Source organism: Kitasatospora sp. NPDC051164 (assembly GCF_044455625.1).
Classification (GTDB): domain Bacteria; phylum Actinomycetota; class Actinomycetes; order Streptomycetales; family Streptomycetaceae; genus Kitasatospora.
The window spans coordinates 134,120-156,230 of sequence record NZ_JBITFB010000013.1 but is presented as its reverse complement, the minus strand read 5'-3'; the positions used below and the strand labels follow the sequence as shown (position 1 = coordinate 156,230).

The following is a 22,111-nucleotide window of genomic DNA, read 5'->3' as shown; positions in this document are numbered from 1 at the left end:
GGAGGCCGGTCAGTGCGTGGAGTCCGGCGGGAAGGGGGCCGGGTAGGCCTCGGCGAAGTCGGCGGAGCGGGAGACCTCGCGCCACTTGGTGTCGTCCGCGAGGAGCCGGCGGTCCATGGCGATGGAGCCCTCGGCCGCGTTGACCCCGAGGGGCAGGTGGTGGGGGATGTCGCGCCGCTTGGCCATCCGCACGAGGATCTCGGCGGCCCGGACGGGGTCGCCGGCGACGCCGGCTCCGTCGCTGTTCTGCCGCAGCCGCTGGTTGACGGCGCCGACCGTCTCGGCGTAGGCCTCCGGGACGTCGTGGACGACCATCGAGGAGCCGGCCCAGTCGGTGCGGAAGCCGCTGGGTTCGACGACCAGCACCCGCACGCCGAACGGCGCGGTCTCGGCCCGCAGGACGCGGCTGAAGCCGTCGATGGCGAACTTCGCCGCCTGGTAGGACGCGATGCCCGGCGAGCCGCCGACCCTTCCGCCCATGGAGGAGAACTGGATGACCAGCCCGCCCTTCTGCTCGCGCAGCAGCGGGATCGCGGCCTTGGTGACGTGGTAGACGCCCCAGAAGTTCGTCTCGAACTGGGCGCGGAAGTCGGCGTCCTCGGTGGTCTCGATCGGCGAGACGTTGGCGTAGCCGGCGTTGTTCACCAGCACGTCGATCCGGCCGAAGTGTGCGTGCGCCTCGGCGAGGGCCGCCCGGGCGGCCTCCGGGTCGGTGACGTCGAGTGCGATCGGTCGGACCCGGTCGCCGAACTCCTCTACGAGGTCGGCAAGTTGATCGGGGCGGCGGGCGGTCGCGGCCACCCGGTCGCCGGCTTCGAGGGCGGCGCGGACGAGGGTGCGGCCGAAGCCGCGGGAGCTGCCGGTGATGAACCAAGTCTGTTCCATGCCGTTAGTAAAACACCGTTGCGGTAATAGTGCAACGGTGTTGCGGTAATACCGCAACGGCGTTGTTCTACGATGGGCGGGTGGAAGCAGCAGCATCGGAGTTCCAGCGGGCGCGCTCGCCCGAGGCCAAGCGCCTGCGCGAGGCCTCGATCCTGGAGGCGGCCCGGGCACTCGGCCGGGAGCGCGGCATCCGGGACGTCTCCCTGACCGACATCGCCGCCGCGGTGGGCATGCACAAGTCGGCGCTGCTGCGGTACTTCGAGACGCGCGAGGAGATCTTCCTGCGGCTGACGGCGGAGGGCTGGCAGGACTGGTCGGACGCGCTGTCCGAGCGGCTCCGGGACGCCGCGGACCCGGGTCCGGCCGCCGTGGCGCGGGCGTTCGCCGCCACGCTCGCGGCCCGTGGCATGTTCTGCGACCTGCTCGCGCACGCACCGCTCAACCTCGAACGCAACGTCTCGCTCGACGCGGTGCGCGACTTCAAGCTCGCCACCCGCGCCGCCCGTGAGCCGATCACCGCGGCCGTCCGCGCGCAGGTGCCCACCCTGAACGACCAGGACGTCGTCGACCTGATCGCCACCGCCGTCGCCCTGGCCGGGGCGATGTGGCAGATCGCGAACCCGGGCGCCGAGGTCGCCGCCCTCTACCGCAGCGACCCGCGCCTCGCCCACGCCGTCATCGAGGTCGAACCCCGGCTGGCCCGCATCCTGACCGCGACGATCCTCGGACTGTCCGCGGGCGCGGGTTCCGCGCAGGACTGACCGGCGGTCACGCCGCCGCGTGAGTGCGGAGTCCTCCCTGGTCAGGGCGCACCGACGATCCGCGCGTGCGCGCCGCGTTCGCCGCGTGGAACGGATCCTCCGGGAGCAGGGCGAGGCCTGACGTCCTTGCGGACACCGGCAGGCCCCGGTCCGAGCAGGACCGGGGCCGGTGTGCGCGGTGGCTCAGCCGAAGTCGGGGATGGGGTGGTCCGGGGCGAGGGCGGCGGCGATGCGCTGGGCGATGGTGTGGGCGCTGTGGCCGCCCGGGGCGCAGCTCCTCGGGCGTCCACTGGCGGAACGGGTCGGCGTAGACGGCCTCCTGGAAGCGGGGGCCTTGACGTTGCCGTTCCGGAAGTGCATGGCGGGCTCGGCCGGGACGCCCGTCATCGACTCGCCGAGCGCGGTCGTGACGAGCTCGCGGCCGTCGACGGTGACCCTCAGGATGACGGACTTGAGGTCCATCTCGGCCTTGGCCTGCTCGGCGATCCGCAGGACGTCGAGCGCCGGGCCGCGCTCGGGCCGCGGAGAGCTGACGCAGGGGCGGCGGTGGGCTTCCGTACCGGCCAAGCCTGCTCCGACCCCCGGACGGTGGCGGCCGACCCGCGGGAACGTCACCCGTCGAGCTGCCCGGACGACGCGTGGCCCGTGGTACCGCGGTACTACGGGCGCGTCGATGATCGGCCCCCGGTACCACGGATCCGGCCGCCCCTGCCCCTAGCGTGGAAGGCGAGGGCGGCCGGGACGGCCCGGCCCCGGAGCACAGGGATGACCGATGATCGAGGCACACCAGCTGACGAAGCGGTACGGCGAGAAGACCGCCGTCGACCGGCTGGACTTCACGGTCCGGCCAGGCACGGTGACGGGCTTCCTCGGGCCCAACGGGGCGGGCAAGTCCACCACCATGCGGATGATCGTCGGTCTCGACGCCCCCACCAGCGGAACGGTCCGCGTCAACGGCCGCCGCTACGCCGAGCACGCGGCGCCGCTGCAGGAGGTCGGCGCGCTGCTGGAGGCCAAGTCGATCCACCCGGGTCGCTCCGCCTTCAACCACCTGATGGCCCAGGCCCACACCCACGGCATCCCGCGAGGCCGGGTCGACGAGGTCATCGAGATGACCGGCCTGCAGTCGGTGGCCCGCAAGCGCGCCGGGGCGTTCTCGCTCGGCATGGGCCAGCGGCTCGGCATCGCCTCGGCCCTGCTCGGCGACCCGGCCACCGTGATGCTCGACGAGCCGGTCAACGGCCTCGACCCCGAGGGCGTCCTGTGGATCCGCAACCTCCTCACCGGGCTCGCCGCCGAGGGGCGCACCGTCTTCGTCTCCTCGCACCTGATGAGCGAGATGGCCCTGGTCGCCGACCACCTGATCATCGTCGGACGGGGTCGGCTGCTGGCCGACACCACCGTGCAGGAACTGGTCCGCCAGGCCGGCGGCGACGCGGTCAAGGTCGCCAGCGCCGACCCGGCCGGGCTGCGCTCCGCGCTCGCCGGACCGGGAGTGGAGATCACCGGCCGAGCCGGCTCGGAGGAACTCCTGGTCACCGGCCGCACGGCCCGCGAGATCGGCCTCGCCGCCGCCGAACAGGGCATCGCGCTCTTCGAGCTCACTCCCCGCACGGTCTCCCTGGAGGAGGCGTTCATGGAGCTGACCCGCGACGCCGTCGAGTACCACGGCACCACCACCGCCAAGGCCGCCGACACCGTCGGCACCGAAACCCCGAGGAGCGCGGCATGAGCGTTGTCGCACCGAGCCCGACGTCCGCGCCCGCCGACCTCCGGCCCGCCCGCCCCGCGTACAAGGTGACCGCACTGCGCGTGCTGCGCTCCGAGTGGGCCAAGCTGTGGTCGCTGCGCTCCACCTGGATCACCCTCGGCCTCGCCCTGCTCTTCCTGGTCGCGTTCGGCCTGATCGCCGCGTCCCAGTTCAAGTCGCGGATCAGCGAGGGCCGCCCGATGGACCGGGACTTCGCCACCGCGAGCGCGCTGAGCCTGTCCCTGTTCGGCACCAATTTCGCCCAGCTGGCACTCGGCGTCCTCGGCGTCCTGGTCGCCGCCGGCGAGTACTCGACCGGCATGATCCGCTCCACGCTCGCCGCCGTGCCGCGCCGCCTGCCGGTGCTGTGGTCCAAGGCCGCCGTGTTCGGGGTGATCGCGCTGGTCCTCGGCACCGTCGGGGTGTTCGCCACCTTCCTCGTCGACAGCCGGATCCTCGCCGACACCCGCGCCGCGATGACCCTCTCCGACACCGGGGTCGTGCGCGGCCTGCTCGGAGCCGGGCTCTACCTCGCGCTGGTCGGCGTGATCGGCGTCGCGCTGGGCGCGCTGCTGCGCTCGGTGGCGGGCGGCATCGCCGTCCTGGTGGCCTCGCTGATGCTGATCCCCGGGCTGACCTCGCTGCTGCCCAGCTCCTGGCAGGGCGACATCAGCCCCTACCTGCCCAGCCACGCGGGCGAGGCGATGTTCGCCCTCCAGCACGACAGCACCACGCTGTCGCCGACGGCCGGACTGGTCGTCTTCCTCGGCTGGACGGTGCTCGCCCTGACGGGAGCCGCCGTGCGCCTGGTGCGCACCGACGCCTGAGGTACCAGGCGTCAGGCCTGATGCCTGAGGCACGGCGCCTGCGGCACGAGGCCTGAGACAATCGGAGTGCGGCGCCGGGACAGACCGGCGCCGCTTTCCGCGATCGTGCAGTACAGACGTCCGACCAGGGAGGTGCCACCGGTGAGCGAGCACGCCACCTCCACGGGCCCGTTCACCGGAGCCGAGGTCCTGTCCGGCCCGCTGTTCGCGCGCCTGGCCCGGATCGGCCAACGGGTGCGCCAGGCGGACCGCGACCACCCCTGGGTGCTCGACGCCGCCGTGGTCGTCGCCGCCATCCTGCTGTTCTGCCTGCCGGACCTCCTCCCCGGGCACGGCGAGGGCCCGCGCGAGCACCGGATCGTCCTCGCCCGGCTGTCGCTGCCCGCGACGCTGGCCCTGCAGGCGGGCCTGGTCGTCCCGCTGCTGTGGCGCCGCCGCCGGCCCACGGCGGCCTTCGTCGCGATCATGGCGGTCTTCGTCCTGCAGTGGTCGCTGGGCGTCGGCCTGCGCGCCGACGCCGCCCTGCTGGTCGCCCTGTACAGCCTGGCCCTGCACGGCCGGCTACGGCACCTGGCCTGGTCCTGCGGGGCCATGGTCGGCGCCGTCGCCCTGGTCGCCGTGGCCGTCTCCGGTGGGGGGCTGCCGGTCGGCGACGCCCTGTTCTTCCTGTTCAGCGCCGCCACGGCGGCCGTCGCCCTCGGCATCGCGGTACGCATCCGGCGCGCCCAGCTCGCCGGACTGCGCGAACGCGCCGCCCGCCTGGAGATCGAACGCGACCAGCGCAGCCGGCTCGCCACCGCCACCGAGCGCACCCGGGTGGCCCGCGAGATGCACGACATCATCGGCCACAACCTGTCCGTCATCGTCACCCTCGCCGACGGCGGCGCCTACGCGGCCCAGGCCGCCCCCGAGCGCGGCCGGGAGGCCCTGCTGCTGATCGGCGACACCAGCCGCCAGGCACTCGGCGAACTGCGGCGCATGCTCGGCGTCCTGCGCGACCAGGGCGACGAGACCGCCGAATTCACCCCGCAGCCGGGCATCGCCGACCTCGACGGGCTGTGCGCCCGCATCCGCGCCGCCGGACCGCAGGTCGTGTACACGGCGGCCGGCGACCTCGACCGCCTGGACCGCGGCATGCAACTCATGGCCTACCGCATCGTCCAGGAATCGCTCACCAACACGCTCAAGCACGCCGGCCCCGACACCCGGGCCCACGTCACCCTGACCGCCGACACCGACCGGCTGCGGGTCCGCGTCCAGGACAGCGGGCCGCCCCCCGACGCCCGCACACCCGCGCACCCCGGCGGCGAAGGCCACGGCCTCGCCGGCATCCGTGAACGCGCGGCGCTCTACGGCGGCACCGTCACGGCGGGCCCCGGCCCCGGTGCAGGATGGAGCGTGGAGGCCGTACTCGACCTCACCCCCGACCCGACAGGCGGACCGACGTGACCACCGTCCTCATCGTGGACGACCAGCCACTCCAGCGGTACGGGTTCCGCATGCTGCTGGAGAGCCAATCCGACACCGAGGTCGTCGGCGAGGCCGCCCACGGCGGCGAAGCCGTCCGGCTGACCGCCGACCTGCGACCCGACGTCGTCCTGATGGACATCCGCATGCCCGGCATGGACGGCATCGAGGCCACCCGGCAGATCGTCGCCAGCGGCGGCCGCTCCCGCATCCTCGTGCTGACCACCTTCGACCTCGACGAGTACGCCCACGCCGCGCTGCGCGCCGGAGCCAGCGGCTTCCTCCTCAAGGACGCCCGCCCCGAGGAGCTGCTCTCCGGGATCCGCTCCGTCGCCGGGGGCGACGCCGTCGTCGCCCCCGCCATCACCCGGCGCCTCCTCGACGCCTACGCCCACCGCCTGCCGATCCGCCCGCCCGGCACGGCACCCGCCGCCGACCCCCGGCTGGAAGCCCTGACCGACCGCGAACGCGAGATCCTGATCGCCGTCGCCAACGGCTGGACCAACGGCGAGATCGCCCAACGCCTGGTGCTCGCGGAGTCGACCGTCAAGACGCACGTCAGCCGCGTCCTGGCGAAGATCGGCGCCCGGGACCGGGTACAGGCGGTGATCTTCGCGTACGACCGCGGCCTGGCCCGGGCACAGCCGCCGGTCTGAGCGGGCACCCGCCGGGTTCCCGGGGTGGTCACTTTCGGTCGCTCGCGTGGTGATCCGTCGGGCTCCCGGGTGTCCGGCGGCGGTGCGGTGGGCCCGGGCGCAGGACGACGGCGCCGGCGGCGAGCCAGCCGGCGGCGAGGAGCCAGCCGCCGAGGACGTCCAGGGGCCAGTGCACCCCGAGGTAGACGCGGGTGAGGCCGATCGCGACGGCGAACACGGCGGCGCCCGCGATCGCGGCCCCGGCCCGGGCCGGGCGGGCCCGGGCGACGGCCAGGGCGAGCAGACCGGCGCTGACCGTGGCGGTGAAGGAGTGGCCGGAGGGGAAGGAGAACCCGGACGCGTCCGTCGCCCAGTTCATCCGCGGCGGCCGGGGCCGTCCGCAGGCGTGCATCACGCCCAGCCGCAGGAGCTGGCCCGCGATCAGCCACAGCACGGGGCCCGTCAGCTGCAGGACGGCGCGGCGTGGGGAACGCGGCGCGGGCGCGGCGCGGAGGGTGACGGCCCCGGCGGCGAGGGCGAGGAGGTAGGGCACCACGCCGCTGCCGAGCCAGGTGAGGGCGACGGCCGTGTTCCGGGCGGCGGCCGGCCGGTGGGTGACACTCCAGTCATTGGCAGCCCGCTCGAACGGGTACGGCGCCCAGCCGTGGGCGGCCGTCAGCACGGCCACGACCGTGAACAGCACGCCCGCGATCCCCGCGACGAGGAGCCACCGGCGCCCGCCGTCGGCCGCCCGCGCATCGGGTTCGGGCGGGCGGGCAGGTCCCGGCGGGGGGTTCATCGAGCACGACGCCTTTCCTCGGGAACGGGGTTCGGTCACCGTCGGGGTTCGGTCGCAGCCGCCTCCGGTCGCGTCCGGTCGCGGCCGCCGACCGGGGGACGGCGACGCCAGGCCCTATGCTCGCGGCGCGCACCGCCCGGCGGGGCGCAGCCACGCCACGGCGGCCCCGACGACCCGTCGCCCGCTCTCCGGGCGGCCGACTGATCAGCCGGCCGCCGTGATCCCCGCGTGCCCTAGGGCGGACCGGGCCGCGTGGATGCCGCACAGGCCGTGGACGCCGGCGCCGGGTGGGGTGGCGGCGGAGCAGAGGTAGACGCCGGGGATGCCGGTGGCGTACGGGTCGAGGGCGGGGCGTGGGCGCAGGACGGTCTGGAGCGGGGTGTTGGCGCCGGTGCTGATGTCGCCGCCGACGAGGTTGGCGTTGTGGCGCGGCAGTCGGCACGCCGGGGTGATGGTGGTGGCGAGCACGCGGTCCCGGAAGCCGGGGGCGAAGCGTTCGAGTTGGGCCAGGATCTGCCTGGAGGCGTCTCCGTCGTAGCCGTGCGGCACGTGGGCGTAGGCGTACACGGGGTGGGTGTCGCCGCGTGAGCGGCCGGGGTCGGCGAGGTACTGCTGGGCGACGAGGACGAAGGGGCGTTCGGGCATCCGGCCGTGGGCAATCTCCCGTTCGGCGTGGGCGATTTCCTCCAGGGTGCCGCCGAGGTGGACGGTGCCGGCCCGGCGGCAGTCCTCGTGGCGCCACGGGATGCCGTCGGCCACGGCGAAGTCCATCCGGAAGGCGGCCGGCCCGTGCCGCCAGCGCCGGTAGGCGCGCCGTACGCGTGGGGGCAGTCGGTCGCCGCAGATGTCCGCTGCCGCGCCGGGGGCGACGTCCAGCAGGACGAGACCGGTCGGCGGCAGTTCGGCGAGGGAGCGCACCGGGTGCCCGGTTTCGAGGTGTCCGCCGAGTTCGGTGAGTCGGGCCGCGAGGGCGGCGGTGATCCGGCCGGAGCCGCCTCGGGCGACGGGCCAGCCGCGGTGGTGGGCGGCGGCGAGGAGGAGCAGGCCGACGGCGGAGGTCAGCGGGCGTTCGAGGGGCTGGAAGGCGTGGGCGGCCGCCCCGGCGAACAGGGCCCGGGCCCGGTCGGTGCGCCAGCGCCGGGCGAGCACGGTGGCGGGTTGCACGGCTCGGCGCCCGAAGTCGGCGAGCAGCAGCGGGTGTCGGGGTACCCGCAGGAGCGGGCGCAGGGCGTCGTCGGCGAGGGCGTCGAAGTGCTCGCTCGGCCGGGTGAACACCCGCAGCCAGGCCTCGGCGTCGGCGCCGAGCGCGCGGGCGCTGTCCCGGACCGAGCGCAGGGCCACGGCCGCGTCCCCGTCGTCCAGGGGGTGTGCCAGGTCCACGTCGGGCCAGGCCCAGTGCAGGCCGTGCCGGGCGAGGTCGGGGGAGCGCAGCAGTGCGGAGGCCACGCCGAAGGGGTGCACCGCCGAGCAGTGGTCGTGCAGCAGGCCGGGCAGGGTGGTCTCGCCGCTGCGGGCGCCGCCGCCGATCTCCTCGGCGGCTTCCAGCACGGTGACCGCGAGCCCGTGCACGGCGAGCGTGAGGGCGGCGGCCAGGCCGTTGGGACCGGAGCCGACGACGACGGCCTCGGTGACGGGGTGCCTGGGCTGCCGCGCCTCCAAGGGACCCACCGGTCACCGTCCCTTCCCGGCCCGAGCTTGCCCGGGGCCGTCCGCGGGCCGCGGCGTTCCGGACGTCGGCCATGGCCTCCCACGGTAGGGGCCGTCTCCTCCCACGGTAGGGGACCGGGGCGGCCGGCCCCGCTCCCGCCGCCGTTCCAGGCCGAAATCGAGGCCGCCCTCGCCGCCCGCCCGTTCCCGAGGGCACGCCCCCGGGTAGCCGGCTCGCCGGCGATGACCTGGTGAGTCGCTCGCGGACCCGGACGTGACCGGAGCGGGGTCAAGGTCCGGTCGGGATCGGAGGGTCAGTCCTCGAGGGCGACCACCGTGGTGACGGCGGTGAAGAGCAGCCAGGCGAGGATGGGGAGGGCCAGGGTGACGACGAGGGGCCACTGGGCGAGGCAGAGGGTGAAGCTGCCGAGGAGGGAGACGAAGGCCATCCCGAGGGCGGTGGCCGGCGGTACCGCCTGGGCGCTCGCGCTTGGCCAGGCCAGGCCGTACAGGGTCAGGGCCGTCCCCGCTCCGACCAGGAGGGCCACCTTGAGGCAGGTCAGCCAGGGGATGTCGGGTACCGAGGCGCGGTGCCCGTGCCAGGAGACCTCGACCGCCCGGCCGTTCCAGATCTTCAGGTCCACGTCCGTGCCGATGGCGACCTCGTCGTAGAAGGCCTCGCCGACGTCGAAGGTGTGGCTGCGCGCCGTTTCCCGGGCCACGGTCAGCTCATAGCTGGTGGAGTCGCCGCTGTTGTCGACCTTCCCCGCCGTGACCTTGCCCGTCTCGTGGCGTACGCAGGCCGCGCCGGGCGCGGCCGCCGCCGTTCCGCAGTCCGGGGCGGCGAGGTAGGCGTCCACCGAGCGGTAGCCGCCCACGAACCAGCTGAAGGCGACGAAGACGGTGGCCAGGCCCGCCAGTAGGAGCAGGCCCCGGGCCAGCGTGCGGCCGACCGCCGCCAGGACTCGGGGCCGGCCGGGCGGCCGCGCGTCCTTGATCCGAGCGTTCATCGCAACCCCCATCGATCGCGTCCCGGGCACCTCCCCGATGCCCAGTGGGGATGATTCCAGGGAGACGGCTGACGGGAAAGCAGACCGGGCTCCTTGTAGCGCAGTTGTGGAAATCCGGCCGGGTCCGCTGGTCAGCGCAGCAGGAGGCCCGCGAGTTCGTCGAGCAGTTCGGTGACCCGGCGGGCCTGGTCCGGGTCCGGGACGGCCTTCGAGATGACCGGCTCGGCGGGCTGCGCGACGCGGGCGCGGATGGCGGTCCGGGCGCGCTCGGAGACGGTCAGCAGGGTGCGCCGCCCGTCGGCCGGGTCGGCGGCGGCGTCGAGTAGGCCGGCCTCGCGCAGCCGGGCGACGGAGACGGAGACGTGGCTCTGGGCGAAGCCGGTGCGGACCCGGATCTCCTGGACGGAGGTGGCGGGGTGGCGGTACACGTCGGAGATCACGGCGATCTCGCCGGCGGTGAGGTGCGCGGAGGCCGGGTCGGTGATCATCGCGCGGCCGAGCTCGGTCAACCGCTTGCCGAGTCTGAGGAGTTGCACGCCGTCCATGCCGTCATAATACATCTTCACCGATGCATCGGTGGCGATGTACATTGCGGGCATGACGACCTCCGAACCGCTGAGCCCGGTGTCCCGCACCTCCCTGTCCGTCGCCCGGGTGCGGGCCTACGAGAGCGCCCGCCCCGACCCGCTCTTCGTCGACCCGTACGCCGCCGCCTTCGTCACGGCCGCCGCGCTGCCGCTGCCCGCAGCCGGCCAGGGCAGCGGCCTCGCCAGGGCCCTGGTCGCGCACGGCATCCTGCGCACCCGCCACTACGACGACCGCCTCCTCGCCGCCGAAGCCGACCAGGTCGTGCTGCTCGCGGCGGGCCTCGACACCCGCGCCTACCGGCTGGACTGGCCCGCCGGCACCCGGGTGTTCGAACTCGACCTGGCCCCGGTGCTGGCCTTCAAGGAACAGGTCCTCGACGGGCTCGGTGCCGCGCCGAGGAGCGAGCGCACCACCCTGTCCGCCGACCTGCTGGACCCGCACTGGCCCGCCCGGCTGGTCGAGGCCGGGTTCGACCCGTCGCGCCGCTCGGCCTGGCTGGCGGAGGGCCTGCTGGTCTACCTCACGCCCGAGGAGGCCGCCGGACTGCTCACGGCGGTCGCCGGCCTGGCCGCCCCCGGCAGCCGCCTGCTGACGGAGAAGGGCGGGGACGTCAGCGCCGCACCGCACGAGCCGTCCCTCGCCCACATCACCGACCTGTGGCGCGGCGGCCTCGGCCCCGACACCCACGGCTGGCTCGACCGGCATGGCTGGACCACCGCACTCACCCCCCTGGACCAGGTCGGGGAACGCTACGGCCGCCCACTCTCCGGGCCCTCCACCAGGGGCTTCATCGAGGCCGTCCGACGCACGGACGGCTGAGCCCGCGCCCGGCCGGCCCCGCCCGCTGCTCCCGACCCGCCGCAGGGCCCGGACCAGTGGCGTCGGCGATGGACGAACTCGCCCGGCGGCTGGGCCTCGACCCGCTGGTGCTCCGGGAGAGGAACGTCATCGGCCCCGGCGAGCACATGGAGGGCCCGCTCGGCGAGGAGGAGGACCTCCACATCGCCTCCTACGGACTCGACCAGTGCCTCCAGGTGGTCCGCAACGCCCTCGCGCACGACACCAGCGCCGAACTCGCCCCCGAGGGCTGGCTGGTCGGCCAGGGCTTCGCCATGGCGGCCATCGCCTGCGGCCCGCCCGGCGGCCACATCGCCGACGCGACGGTGAAACTGCTGGAGGACGGCACGTACGACATCGCGGTGGGCACCGCGGAGTTCGGCAACGGCACCACCACCGTGCACCAACAGATCACCGCCGGAGCCCTCGGCACCACGCTCGACCGGATCTCGATCCGGCAGTCCGACACCGACGTGGTGAAGCACGACACCGGCGCCTTCGGCTCCGCCGGGACCGTCGTCGCGGGCAAGGCCGTGATGAAGGCCGCCGACGCGCTCGCCGAGCGGATCCTCTCCTTCACCGCGGAGTACGCCCGCACTCCGCGCGGCCAGCTGCGGCTCACCGCCGACGCGGTCGAGTGCGACGGGCGGGCGGTCGCGCTCAAGGAGGTCTTCGAGGCGGCTCGCGGGCAGGGCGTGGAGCTCAGTGCCGACGGCCACTTCGGCGGCTCACCGCGCTCGGTGGCGTTCAACTCCCAGTGGTTCCGGATCGCGGTGGACCCGGACACCGGTGAGATCCGGATCCTGCGCAGCGTCCACGGTGCCGACGCCGGCAAGGTGATGAACCCGCTGCAGTGTCGCGGCCAGGTCGAGGGCGGCGTCGCCCAGGCCCTCGGCGCGACGCTGTTCGAGCAGGTCCTGGTCGACGACCGCGGCGAGGTCAGTACGGCGGCGTTCCGCCGCTACCGGCTGCCCGCCTTCGCGGACGTGCCGCGCACCGAGGTGCACTTCTCGCAGACCTCGGACGCCATCGGGCCCTTGGGTGCCAAGTCGATGTCGGAGAGCCCGTTCAACCCGGTGCCGCCGGCCTTCGCCAACGCCCTGCGGGACGCCACCGGGATCCGCTTCACCGAGGCGCCGTTCCTGCGGGACAAGGTCTGGCGGGCCCTTGACGAGCACCGCCGGCGGCCCGCGGCGCCGTGAGCGGGAGGCGGCCCGGGACGGTCCGGGACGTGGCCCGGGAGGCGGCCCGGGGCAGTCCGGGCGGCGGTCCACTGTCGGGACCGCCGGACCACGGCCCCCTCCGCACCCCTCGCCATCAGGTGATCACACAAGAGGAAAACCGCACCCTACCCCTTGTGTTTACGATGCCTGATACGCGTCAGCCATCGCATGTGCGAGACCCCCACGTCGCACATGGCGCACAAGGAGCAACAACATGATCGTCGGAGACCTCCTGGAGCTGGACGACCTCCACATCGAGGTCGCCTGGGCGAGCCCCCACCAACTCGACCGCGAGGTGACCGGCGTGACCTCCACCGACCTGCAGGACCCGGCGCGCTACCTGCAGCGCGGCGAACTGGTCCTCTCCGGACTGGTCTGGTGGCGGCCGGACGAGAGCCAGGCGGCGATGCGCTTCGCCAACTCGCTGCGCACCGCCGAGGTCGCCGCGCTCCTCGCCGGCGAGGGCACCCACGGCACCGTCCCGCCGGAACTGGTCGAGGCTTGCCGCCGGCACGGCGTACCCCTGCTGTCGGTCCCGGCCGGAACCGGCTTCCGCTCCGTCACCGACCGCGTCTACCTGCGCCTGTGGGGCGACCTGCAGGCGCACGCCGAGGGGCAGGCGGCCCTCCCGGCCGCCGCCCGGCACGCCCTGACCCAGCTCCTCCGCACCGAGGCCTCCCTGGACGACCTCCTGGAGCGGGCCGTGACCGACCTCGGACTGCCCGGCTGCTCCCTGACCACGGGCTCCGGCCGGGTGCTGGCCTCCTCGGAGCACTCCTCTGCGCACTCCTCTGCGCACTCCTCGGCGCCCTCCGCATCGCGAACCGCAGCCCGAGCCGCGGCCACGCCCGTCCCGGTCGGCCCGCCCGGCGAGTCACCCTTCGACGGCTGGCTGCTGCAGCCCCACACCGAACCCGGCCCCACCGCCACCGCCATGCTGCACGGCCTGGCCGAACTGCTCACCCCGCTCGCCACCCGCGACCGGGCCACCGCCACCGCCCAGCGGCAGACCGGCACCCGGCTGATCGAACTGCTCGACTCCGGCGCCGACACCGAGGCCGAACGCGCGCTCGCCCTCTCCGGCCTGCCCCCGCACCAGAGCCTGACCCCGGTCGCCGCGCGGATCGACGGCGCCCCCGCGACCTGGACGGCCGCCGCCCTCGCCGAGGCCCTCCATGAACTGTCCGCCCCCTTCGTCGCCGCCCCCGACGGCCGGGGCGGCGCGGCGGCCCTGTCCCCGGCCCCGGAAGCCCGGATCGCGGAGACCCTGCAGCGCGTCCTCCCCCGCCTGGAAGCCGGACTGACCGGCCGACGGCGCCTGCGCCTGGGCATCGGCTCCACCGTCGAACCGGCCGCCGGGGCCCTCAGGACCGCGCTCGTCCAGGCCCGCTACGCGCTCCACGTCGAGCCGCCCGGGACGGTCGGCCGCTGCGCGCGGATCACCTCCCTCGAAACGCTGCTCCGGGGCGTCCCCGCCGAGATCACCGCGGACTTCCGCCGCCGGCTCCTCGCGCCGCTGATCGAGCACGACCGGACCAACACCGTCTCCCTGCTGGACACCCTGGACGCCTTCCTCCGGCACAGCGCCTCCTGGTCCAGGACGGCCGAGGCACTCCACCTCCACGTCAACACCGTGCACTACAGGATGAAGCGGATCGAGGAGCTCACCGGCCGCAGCCTGCTGAAGCTGGAGGACCGGCTCGACCTGTGGGCGGCGCTGCGCTGCACACCCGCCTGACGCCGCAGGCCCGGCCCGCCCGGCCCGCCTCCGCCCGGTCGCCGCTGGTCCGGCCCTCGCCCTGGCGCAAGCCGTCCTCCTCCTCGAAGCGCTCCGTCCGCCCGGGGCGGCTGCCCAGGCGTAGCCGGGCCGAAGCTCGCCGTCACCCGTTCGGGGCGTTTCGGCGCCCGTCGCCGGGCTCTCACCAGGCCGCGGGCTCGGGGGGCCAGGTGTCGGCGGCCAGCACGCCGGTGGCGTAGGCGCGGGCGACCAGGGCGGTGCGGTTGGGCACCCGCCAGCGCCGGGAGAGCCGGGCGAGGTGGTAGTTGACGCCGTCCGCGGTGAGGCCGATCTCCCGGGCGATCTGCGCGGTGGTGGCGCCCCGGGCGGCCGCGGCGAGGATCCGGGCCTCGACCGGGCTGACCTCGACCTGCGGGCCCGGCGGCGGCACCTCCCGGGGTGCCTCGACGGTCCGCAGGGAGAGCAGCAGGTTCGGGGTCTGTTCCGGGGTGTCGCCGACCAGGTCGACGGTCATCTCGCCGTGCCGTTCGCCGCCGTCCGCGGGCGTCCAGGAGACCCGGGCCGGGTACCGCGAGCGGCGGTGCAGCCGGACCGCCTCGGCGAGCGCCTGCAGCGTGTCGCTGTCCTGGAGGGTGAAGAACTCCAGGATCTTCCGCTCGCGCAACTGCCCCGGCAGCAGGCCGAACTCGGCCGCCATCGCGCGGTTGACGATCAGGACCCGGCCGCCGAACTCGACCACCGCGATCGGCATCGGCACGTGGTCGAGCAGGCGCAACGCCCGGTTGCGCCAGATCACCGCCGCGTTCTGCGGGCTCCCCGGTACCGGACCGCAGTCCTCGGTCGGTTGCATCTCCGGCCTCCCCTCCCCGTGGCATCCGCGCATCCGGAGCTGACGGTTCGTAGGCAAGCCCGCGGACGCTCCGGGTACTACACAATCATGTAGTGATCACGGCCGGTCCTCCCTCCCGGTGGGCACAGAGTGGGAGAGCCGAACTTTTCCGCTGCGGGAGGGACCCACCATGACCGAGATGATGACCGAGACGAGGAACGGGGCAAGCGACGGGGCGACGGCCGAAGCCGGGGCCGAGACCCGGGACGGAGCCGGGAGCGGAGCCGCGGGCGAGACCCCGGCCGTCCCCCTGGTGGACATCTCGTCGGCGCCGCCGATCGCCGCCCCGATGCTGCGGACCATGGAGCTGGCCAGAGCGCACGGCCCGGCCTTCGTCCAGCGGCTGCACGGCCGGGACACCCTGGTGGTCAGCGGCCTGGAGCTGGTCGAGGAGCTGGCCGACGAGACCCGGTTCACCAAGTCGATCGGCCCGGGCCTGGTCAACGTCCGCCAGTTCACCGGCGACGGCCTGTTCACCGCGTTCAACGACGAGCCCAACTGGGCCCGGGCGCACGACATCCTGATGCCCGCCTTCGCGCTCGGCTCGATGCGCACCTACCACCCGGTGATGCTGCGGGTGGCCCGCCGGGTGATCGACTCCTGGGACCGCCGGGAGGCCGCCGCGCTGCCCGTGGACGTGCCCGGCGACATGACCCGGATGACGCTGGACACCATCGGGCTGGCCGGCTTCGGCTTCGACTTCGGCTCCTTCGAGCGGGACGAACCGCACCCGTTCGTCGACGCGATGGTGCGCTGCCTGGAGTGGGCGATGACCCAGCTCACCCGAGACCCGGAGCTGGACCACAGCGAGCGCGACGCGGCCTTCCGGGCCGACGCCGACTACCTGGCCGACGTCGTCGACGAGGTGATCGCCGCCCGCGCCGGGGAGGACGAGCAGGGCCCGGCCGAGGACCTGCTCGGCCTGATGCTCGGCGCGGTGCGTCCCTCCGACGGCACCCGGCTGGACGCCGAGAACATCCGCAACCAGGTGATCACCTTTCTGATCGCCGGCCACGAGACCACCTCGGGCGCGCTGTCCTTCGCGATGTACTACCTGGTCAAGCACCCGGCCGTGCTGCGCGAGGTGCAGCGCGAGGTGGACGCCCTCTGGGGCGACCAGGCCGACCCGGAGCCCTCGTACGAGGACGTCGGACGCCTGCGGTACACCCGGCAGGTGCTCAACGAGGCGCTGCGGCTGTGGCCCACCGCGCCCGCCTTCAGCCGCGAGGCGCGCGAGGACACCCTGCTCGGCGGACGGATCCCGCTGCGCGCCGGGGAGACGGTCTTCGTGTCGACTCCGATGCTGCACCGCGACTCCGCGTGGGGCGACAACCCGGAGCTGTTCGACCCGTCCCGGTTCGACACCGAGCCCGAGGCGGCCCGCTCCCCGCACGCCTTCAAGCCCTTCGGCACCGGCGAACGCGCCTGCATCGGACGGCAGTTCGCACTGCACGAGGCCACCATGCTGCTCGGCATGCTGGTCCACCGCTACCGGCTGATCGACCACGCCGACTACCGGCTGACCATCAAGCAGACGCTCACCATCAAGCCCGACGAGTTCACCCTCGGCCTCGCCCGGCGCACGCCCGTCCCCCCGGCCGCCGAGCCGGCCACCGGCGCGGACCCGCGGACCGGCGCCGCCGCCGAGCGCCCCGGCCGGGTCCGCCAGGGCACCGGGCTGCTGCTCCTGCACGGCTCCAACTACGGCGCCTGCCGCGAGTTCAGCCGGCAGCTCGCGGAGGCCGCCGCCGACCTCGGCTGCGACACCGCGATCGCCCCGCTGGACGCGTACGCGGACGGGCTGCCCACCGACCGTCCGGTGGTGATCACGGCCGCCTCGTACAACGGGCAGCCGACGGACGACGCGGCCCTCTTCGTCCGCCGCCTCCAGGAGGACGGCGCTGCGGACGGCGTGGAGTACGCGGTGCTCGGCATCGGCGACCGCACCTACGCCGCCACCTACCAGCGCGTCCCCGTCCTGATCGACGACCGGCTCGCCGCCCTCGGCGGCACCCGGCTGCTCGCCCGCGCCGAGGCCGACGCCTCCGGCGACCTGGCCGGCACCGTGCGGCAGTTCACCGAGGCGCTGCGCGTCGCCCTGCTGGAGCGGTACGGGGACGCCGACGCCCCGGCCGCGCCGTGGCAGGAGGCCGCGTACACGGTGACCGAGGTGGCCGGCGGTCCGCTGGCCGCGCTGGCCGCCCGGCACGACATGACCGAGCTGACCGTCACCGCCGTCGACAGCCTGACCGACCCCGGCTACCCCCGGGTCAAGCGCCTGGTCCGGCTGGCCCTGCCCGAGGGCGCCGGCTACCGGACCGCCGACCACCTCACGGTGCTCCCGGCCAACGACTCGGCCCTGGTCGAGCGCGCGGCCAAGCTGTTCGGCGCCGACCCGCAGACCGTGCTCAACATCGTGGCCCACCGGCGCACCGGCCTGGCCCTCGACCGCCCGCTGACGGTGCGCGACCTGCTCACCCACCACGTCGAGTTGCAGGACCGCCCGACCGCCGAGCAGCGCGCCGCGCTGGCCGCCCGCAACCCCTGCCCGCCCGAGCAGGCCGCGCTGCGCGCGCTGCCCGAGGACGACCCGCGCACCCTGCTGGACCTGATCGAGGACCACCCGGCCTTGCAGGGGAGCCTGACCTGGCCGGTGCTGCTGGAGCTGCTGCCGCCGATCCGGCCCCGGCACTACTCGATCTCCTCCTCGCCGACCGGCGGCGCGGGCGAGGTGGACCTGATGGTCTCCGTGCTCAGCGCCCCGGCCCGCTCCGGGCGGGGCACCTTCCGGGGCACCGGCTCCGGCCACCTCGCCCGGCTCGCGGTCGGCGACACCGTGCTCGCCCGGGTCCAGCCCTGCCGGGAGGCGTTCCGGATCGGCCACCGCACCCCGGTGATCATGATCGCGGCCGGCACCGGCCTGGCACCCTTCCGGGGCGCCGTCGCCGACCGCCGCGCGCTGCTCGCCGACGGGGCCGAACTCGCCCCCGCCCTGCTGTACTTCGGCTGCGACGCCGCCGAAGCGGACTACCTGCACCGGGCCGAGCTGGAGGCGGCCGACCGGGCCGGCGCGGTCTCGATGCGGCCCGCCTTCAGCGAGCGGCCGCAGGACGGGCGGCGCTTCGTGCAGGACCGCCTCGCGGCGGAGGCCACCGAGGTCTGGGAGCTGCTCGCGGCGGGCGCCGAGGTGTACGTGTGCGGCGACGGCGGGCGGATGGCGCCGGGCGTCCGGGCGGCCTTCCGGGAGCTGTACCGGGAGCGGACGCCGGGGGCCGACGAGCAGCGGGCGCAGGCCTGGCTGCAGGGACTGATCGAGGCCGGGCGGTACGTCGAGGACGTGTACGCGGGCTGACCGGGCCGGACGCGGCCGCCGGCCCCGCTGCTGCGCGCAACGGGGCCGGCGGCTGGTCGGTTCGTCGGCTCAGGGTCCGGACGGCAGGGTCCGGACGGCTCAGGGTCTCGACGGCTCAGGGTCTCGGGGATCAGTACACGTTGACCCCGTACGCGGCGAGCGCCGCGTTGACCGGCTGGAAGAAGGTCGTGCCGCCCACCGTGCAGTCGCCGCTGCCGCCCGAGGTGATGCCGAGCGCCTTGGCGCCGTCGTAGAGCGGGCCGCCGGAGTCGCCGGGCTCGGCGCACACGTCGGTCTGGATCAGGCCGCGCACGGTGCCGCCGCCGCTGTAGCGCACGGTGGCGTTGAGCCCGGTGACCTTGCCGCCGTGCGTGCCGGTCGTCGAGCCGGTGCGCTTGACCGCCTCGCCGACGAACGCGTTCGGCGCGGAGGTGAAGCCGCCGGGGTGGCTCAGGGCAGAGTTGTCGTAGCGGACCAGCGCGTAGTCATGGCTCGGGAAGGTCGAGGCGACGGTGGCTCCGACCGACGTCGTGCGGGCGGCGTCCGTGTACCACTGGGGGGCGACGTTCCCGCAGTGCCCGGCGGTGAGGAAGTAGTGGGCGCCGGCGTCCGCCACGTTGAAGCCGAGCGAGCAGCGGTACTGGCCGCCGTAGATGGCGTCGCCGGCGGCGAGCAGCGGGGCGAGGGTGCCGGGGACGCGGCGGACGGTCAGGACGGACGCGTCGCCGCCGGACGCCTGGGTGATCCGGTCGAGCGCTTCCGTGGACACGGTGCTGTCGGCGGTCACCACGACGCGTCCGGCGGCCTCGTCGACGTACCACGCGGTGCCGTCGACCTCGGCGTGCAGGACGGCGTCGCTGACGGCCGCGAGCTGTCCGGGTTCGGCGGTGCGGGTGGGGGCGGTGTGGGTGGGGGCCGCCGCGGCGCCCGGCACGGCGACCGCGGTGGCGGTCAGCAGGCCGAGGGCCACGGCGAGCAGGCGGGTACGGCGTCGAGTGGTGCCGGTGCGGGGGGTCCCGCGCTTGGTCCTCACCGATCTCCTCCTGGGAGTACGGCCCCTGGGGGGTTGGGGGCCGGGAGGCGCGGTCAGACGGTGGGCGGGCTCCGGCTGTGCTGTCCGGTAGCACGACGGATGATCTGCCCCTGACAGGCGCTGACCGGAAGTATCAGGAAACGGACGGTTCGGTACAAGCTTCCTGACCGGGTGTCGGCGGATTCCGCAGCCGGTATGACTGTCCGTCAATTCAGCGCCGTGCGGGGCGATCCGATGAAAGTGTTATCGCTGCGGCCCGGTGGGGTCTCCCAGGCACGGGAACGGACGCACGATGCCGCGGGTGAGGTCCGCGGCGGGGCTGCGGAGTTCGAGATGGGGCGCTCCGCGCGGAGGCGCGGCCTCCACCGCGTCCGTTCCCGCCGCGCCGCCGGATCGTCCCGTCCGGCCGGACGCGCCCGGCGGTCCGCACGTTTCCCCCACGACGGCGGACCGCCGGGGCCACCGCTCGGGTCACTGCTCGGATCACCGAACGGGTCACCGCCGGGCGTTCGCGGCGGCCTGCTCGCGGGTGAGCCGCCACACCTGCTCCTCGCCGGTCTCGGCCGGAGCGATCGCCTCGGAGGGGCGACGCAGGTGCACGGTGAAGCCGAGGCGGGCCGGGATCGCGCCGCTGGCCCGGTTGCCCGGGTCGTGGACGATGTCGACGCACTCGACCCCGGGGAGGCCGAAGGCCTGGTCGACCAGGGCCGCCGCGGCCCGGGAGGCCAGACCGCGCCCGATGGCGGCGGGGTGGAGCCAGTAGCCGATCTCGAGGCCGTCGTCCGGGGCGTCGTCGCGCCGGTACAACCCGCAGGCGCCGACGATGGCGCCGTCCAGCACGATCGCGTAGGCGAAGTCCTGCCCGCTCGCCCAGCGCTCCGCCCGGGTGGCCAGGTACTCGGTGGTCTTGGCGCGGCTGTGCTCGGCCACCCACGGCATCCACGGCCGCAGGTGCTCCACCGACTCCTCGATGACCGCGAAGAACTCGGGGAAGTCGGCCTCGCCGGCGAAGCGGCGCAGCGTCACCTCACCCAGGTCGATGACGTGCCGGGGGCATTCCGGGGGTGCCGGGGACTCCGTGCGTTCCGTGCGTTCCATGGACAGAGGATGGTCCGCATCCGTCTCATCGGGCAAATGGACCGGGGCACGGCGGCCGGGCGGCGGTGAGGCCTCCTCAGGTCCGTTCGCCGACGGACCCGGGGAGGACGGACACGGCGTGCCGCCGCAGCAGGACGGCGGCCTCGCGGTCGGTGACGTCGTGGAACTCGTCGTACCAGGGGCCGGCGGCGTGCGCGTAGCGGGGCAGGGGGAGGCAGACCAGCTCGTCCACGTCCCGCCGCAGGTCGGCCGCGATCCGGGCGTCGCCGACCGGCGCCGCGAGGATCAGCCGGTCCGGGTGTTCGGCGGCGACGGCGTGGACGGCGGCGCGGGCGGTGAGCGCGTCCGTCAGGCCGTCGAAGACCAGGACCGCGGTCCGCCCGTGCAGGGGGTGCCGGGACCGGCCCTGGCGGTACAGCGACTCGCGACGGTGCACCTCGACGCGCTCGCGCTGGACGCTCGCGCCGAGCTGCGCCGCGGTGACACCGAGGATCGTCAGGGTGTACCGGTCGAACAGCGGCGGGTCGCGGTCGGCGATCGCGCCGATCGGGTGGTCGCAGCCGGGGACGACCAGCGGCCGGACCACTGCGGCGTCGAGCGGGGCGTCCAGGGCCTCGGCGACCTCCGCGGCCACCGGCAGCCCGCCGGGGGCGAGGCCCAGGACCACCACCCGGTGACGGGACCGGCCGTCGAGGAGCGGGGCGAGCCGTTGGGCGAGCTGGTGCCCGGCGGTGCTGCGGTCGAGGAATCTCACGGGCGGCTCGTCCTCCTCGGGGTTCTCCCGCGTGCCCTCTCGGGGTTCTCGCGGTGGCGGCCGTGTGCGTGCGGCACCGGCCCCGCCACGGGGGCGGCTTCCCCGCCACGGCACGCTCTGACGTCCGGCCCCGGGAATCCCTGACGTCCGGCCCCGCGGTTCCCTGACGTCCGGCCTCGGCGGTTCTGCCGGTGTGGCCACGGCGAGCCGGGGCAGACGCGGGTCGTGGACGTCCGACGGACAGCGCTTCCGGCCGTCGCCGGGCGGCGGCCGGGTCCGGGGACGGCCGTCCGCGCGGCCCGCCAGGGCGCGCGCGATGATGGTCCCGACGGCGCACCGCCGTCCCGACCCGACCGGGAGCGAGCCATGCCACGGCCATCCGAGGGGCCATCCGAGAAACCCTGTGAGCCCGCCGGAGACCACGCGTTCGGCGACCTGCGCGTCGCGGTGGCCGACGAGGGCCCGGTACGGGTCGTCACCGTGGCCGGAGAACTGGACCACGACACGGCCGATGCGCTGCGCGCCGCGCTCGCCGCGCCGCCGCCGCACGGCGTCGAACGGATCGTGATCGACTTCACCGACCTGCGGTTCTGCGACTCGACCGGCCTGAACGTCCTGCTCCGCGCGCACCTGGACGCGCAGGCGGCCGGGCTGCGGCTGGAGCTGGCCGGCCCGAGCCCCGTCGTGGCGCGGCTCCTCGCGGTCACCGGGGCCGACACCGTGCTGCGGATCCACCCCGACCTCGGTTCGGCGACCAAGGCGCCGCGGGGCACCGCCGGGCCCGCCGCTCCGCCCGAGCGGACATGAGGAGGGCGGCC

The 22,111-nt window shown here is 74.9% G+C and carries 19 protein-coding genes and 1 pseudogene; 10 read left to right on the top strand and 10 right to left on the bottom strand.

All coding sequences use genetic code 11. The annotated features are described in order from the left end of the window. Positions 1 to 9: 9 nt before the first annotated feature. Positions 10 to 885 carry an SDR family NAD(P)-dependent oxidoreductase gene (locus ACIBEC_RS20840; protein WP_360501393.1) on the bottom strand — a complete coding sequence of 292 codons (876 nt, stop codon included), beginning with the start codon at positions 883 to 885 and terminating at the stop codon, positions 10 to 12. A gap of 80 nt (positions 886 to 965) precedes the next feature. Between ACIBEC_RS20840 and ACIBEC_RS20835 the strand changes: the two genes are divergently transcribed. Next, positions 966 to 1,646 (top strand): TetR family transcriptional regulator, encoded by a 681-nt coding sequence (locus ACIBEC_RS20835; RefSeq protein WP_360501396.1) that lies wholly within the window; start codon positions 966 to 968, stop codon positions 1,644 to 1,646. A 183-nt stretch (positions 1,647 to 1,829) separates the two neighbouring features. Here the strand turns inward: ACIBEC_RS20835 and ACIBEC_RS20830 are convergent, their stop codons facing one another. Continuing rightward, positions 1,830 to 2,213 (bottom strand): hypothetical protein, encoded by a 384-nt coding sequence (locus ACIBEC_RS20830; protein ID WP_360501399.1) that lies wholly within the window; start codon positions 2,211 to 2,213, stop codon positions 1,830 to 1,832. A gap of 205 nt (positions 2,214 to 2,418) precedes the next feature. On the opposite strand from ACIBEC_RS20830, the gene ACIBEC_RS20825 reads away from it, so the two are divergent. From ACIBEC_RS20825 to ACIBEC_RS20810, 4 genes are all read left to right on the top strand, one after another. Beyond that, the gene (locus ACIBEC_RS20825) at positions 2,419 to 3,378 is read left to right on the top strand and encodes an ATP-binding cassette domain-containing protein (RefSeq protein WP_360501402.1); all 960 of its coding nucleotides are present in this window, start codon (positions 2,419 to 2,421) and stop codon (positions 3,376 to 3,378) included. Beyond that, positions 3,375 to 4,223 (top strand): ABC transporter permease, encoded by an 849-nt coding sequence (locus ACIBEC_RS20820; RefSeq protein ID WP_360501404.1) that lies wholly within the window; start codon positions 3,375 to 3,377, stop codon positions 4,221 to 4,223. Before ACIBEC_RS20825 ends, ACIBEC_RS20820 begins: the two co-directional genes overlap by 4 nt. A gap of 141 nt (positions 4,224 to 4,364) precedes the next feature. Then, complete coding sequence (locus ACIBEC_RS20815; RefSeq protein ID WP_360501407.1) at positions 4,365 to 5,672, top strand: sensor histidine kinase; 1,308 nt, start codon at positions 4,365 to 4,367, stop codon at positions 5,670 to 5,672. Next, complete coding sequence (locus tag ACIBEC_RS20810) at positions 5,669 to 6,346, top strand: response regulator transcription factor (protein ID WP_360501410.1); 678 nt, start codon at positions 5,669 to 5,671, stop codon at positions 6,344 to 6,346. The genes ACIBEC_RS20815 and ACIBEC_RS20810 overlap by 4 nt, the downstream gene beginning before the upstream one ends. A 28-nt stretch (positions 6,347 to 6,374) precedes the next feature. Here ACIBEC_RS20810 and ACIBEC_RS20805 read toward each other — a convergent pair whose 3' ends face one another. The 4 genes from ACIBEC_RS20805 to ACIBEC_RS20790 all read right to left on the bottom strand — a co-directional run bounded on the left by ACIBEC_RS20805 (position 6,375) and on the right by ACIBEC_RS20790 (position 10,380). Next, entirely contained in the window at positions 6,375 to 7,124 is a 750-nt protein-coding gene (locus ACIBEC_RS20805) for a phosphatase PAP2 family protein (protein ID WP_360501413.1), read from the bottom strand. Positions 7,125 to 7,328: 204 nt separating this feature from the next. Beyond that, the gene (locus ACIBEC_RS20800; RefSeq protein ID WP_360501416.1) at positions 7,329 to 8,792 is read right to left on the bottom strand and encodes an NAD(P)/FAD-dependent oxidoreductase; all 1,464 of its coding nucleotides are present in this window, start codon (positions 8,790 to 8,792) and stop codon (positions 7,329 to 7,331) included. Between the two features lie 293 nt (positions 8,793 to 9,085). Continuing rightward, on the bottom strand, positions 9,086 to 9,781 hold the full coding sequence (locus ACIBEC_RS20795) for a hypothetical protein (RefSeq protein ID WP_360501418.1): 696 nt from the start codon (positions 9,779 to 9,781) through the stop codon (positions 9,086 to 9,088). A gap of 131 nt (positions 9,782 to 9,912) precedes the next feature. Next, a complete protein-coding gene (locus tag ACIBEC_RS20790; protein WP_360501421.1) occupies positions 9,913 to 10,380 on the bottom strand; it encodes a helix-turn-helix domain-containing protein in 468 nt (155 codons plus the stop codon). On the opposite strand from ACIBEC_RS20790, the gene ACIBEC_RS20785 reads away from it, so the two are divergent. The 3 genes and pseudogenes from ACIBEC_RS20785 (at position 10,379) to ACIBEC_RS20775 (ending at position 14,167) form a co-directional block, all read left to right on the top strand. Then, the gene (locus tag ACIBEC_RS20785; RefSeq protein WP_360501424.1) at positions 10,379 to 11,188 is read left to right on the top strand and encodes an SAM-dependent methyltransferase; all 810 of its coding nucleotides are present in this window, start codon (positions 10,379 to 10,381) and stop codon (positions 11,186 to 11,188) included. The two genes, ACIBEC_RS20790 and ACIBEC_RS20785, sit on opposite strands and share 2 nt — an antisense overlap. Positions 11,189 to 11,244: 56 nt before the next feature. Beyond that, positions 11,245 to 12,408, top strand: a pseudogene (locus ACIBEC_RS20780) (xanthine dehydrogenase family protein molybdopterin-binding subunit); the annotation flags it as partial. 235 nt (positions 12,409 to 12,643) lie between these two features. Continuing rightward, positions 12,644 to 14,167 (top strand): helix-turn-helix domain-containing protein, encoded by a 1,524-nt coding sequence (locus ACIBEC_RS20775; RefSeq protein WP_360501427.1) that lies wholly within the window; start codon positions 12,644 to 12,646, stop codon positions 14,165 to 14,167. 181 nt (positions 14,168 to 14,348) lie between these two features. Here ACIBEC_RS20775 and ACIBEC_RS20770 read toward each other — a convergent pair whose 3' ends face one another. After that, entirely contained in the window at positions 14,349 to 15,017 is a 669-nt protein-coding gene (locus ACIBEC_RS20770) for a LuxR C-terminal-related transcriptional regulator (RefSeq protein ID WP_360501430.1), read from the bottom strand. A gap of 169 nt (positions 15,018 to 15,186) precedes the next feature. On the opposite strand from ACIBEC_RS20770, the gene ACIBEC_RS20765 reads away from it, so the two are divergent. Continuing rightward, the gene (locus ACIBEC_RS20765; protein WP_360501434.1) at positions 15,187 to 18,408 is read left to right on the top strand and encodes a cytochrome P450; all 3,222 of its coding nucleotides are present in this window, start codon (positions 15,187 to 15,189) and stop codon (positions 18,406 to 18,408) included. A 130-nt stretch (positions 18,409 to 18,538) separates the two neighbouring features. On the opposite strand, the gene ACIBEC_RS20760 is transcribed toward ACIBEC_RS20765, so the two are convergent. The 3 genes from ACIBEC_RS20760 to ACIBEC_RS20750 form a co-directional block, all read right to left on the bottom strand. After that, complete coding sequence (locus ACIBEC_RS20760) at positions 18,539 to 19,441, bottom strand: S1 family peptidase (RefSeq protein WP_360501436.1); 903 nt, start codon at positions 19,439 to 19,441, stop codon at positions 18,539 to 18,541. A 495-nt stretch (positions 19,442 to 19,936) separates the two neighbouring features. After that, entirely contained in the window at positions 19,937 to 20,539 is a 603-nt protein-coding gene (locus ACIBEC_RS20755) for a GNAT family N-acetyltransferase (protein WP_360501439.1), read from the bottom strand. 76 nt (positions 20,540 to 20,615) lie between these two features. Continuing rightward, positions 20,616 to 21,293 (bottom strand): phosphoribosyltransferase, encoded by a 678-nt coding sequence (locus ACIBEC_RS20750; protein ID WP_360501441.1) that lies wholly within the window; start codon positions 21,291 to 21,293, stop codon positions 20,616 to 20,618. 366 nt (positions 21,294 to 21,659) lie between these two features. On the opposite strand from ACIBEC_RS20750, the gene ACIBEC_RS20745 reads away from it, so the two are divergent. After that, positions 21,660 to 22,100, top strand: coding sequence for an STAS domain-containing protein (locus ACIBEC_RS20745; RefSeq protein ID WP_360501444.1), 441 nt, complete (start codon positions 21,660 to 21,662; stop codon positions 22,098 to 22,100). Positions 22,101 to 22,111 lie beyond the last annotated feature (11 nt).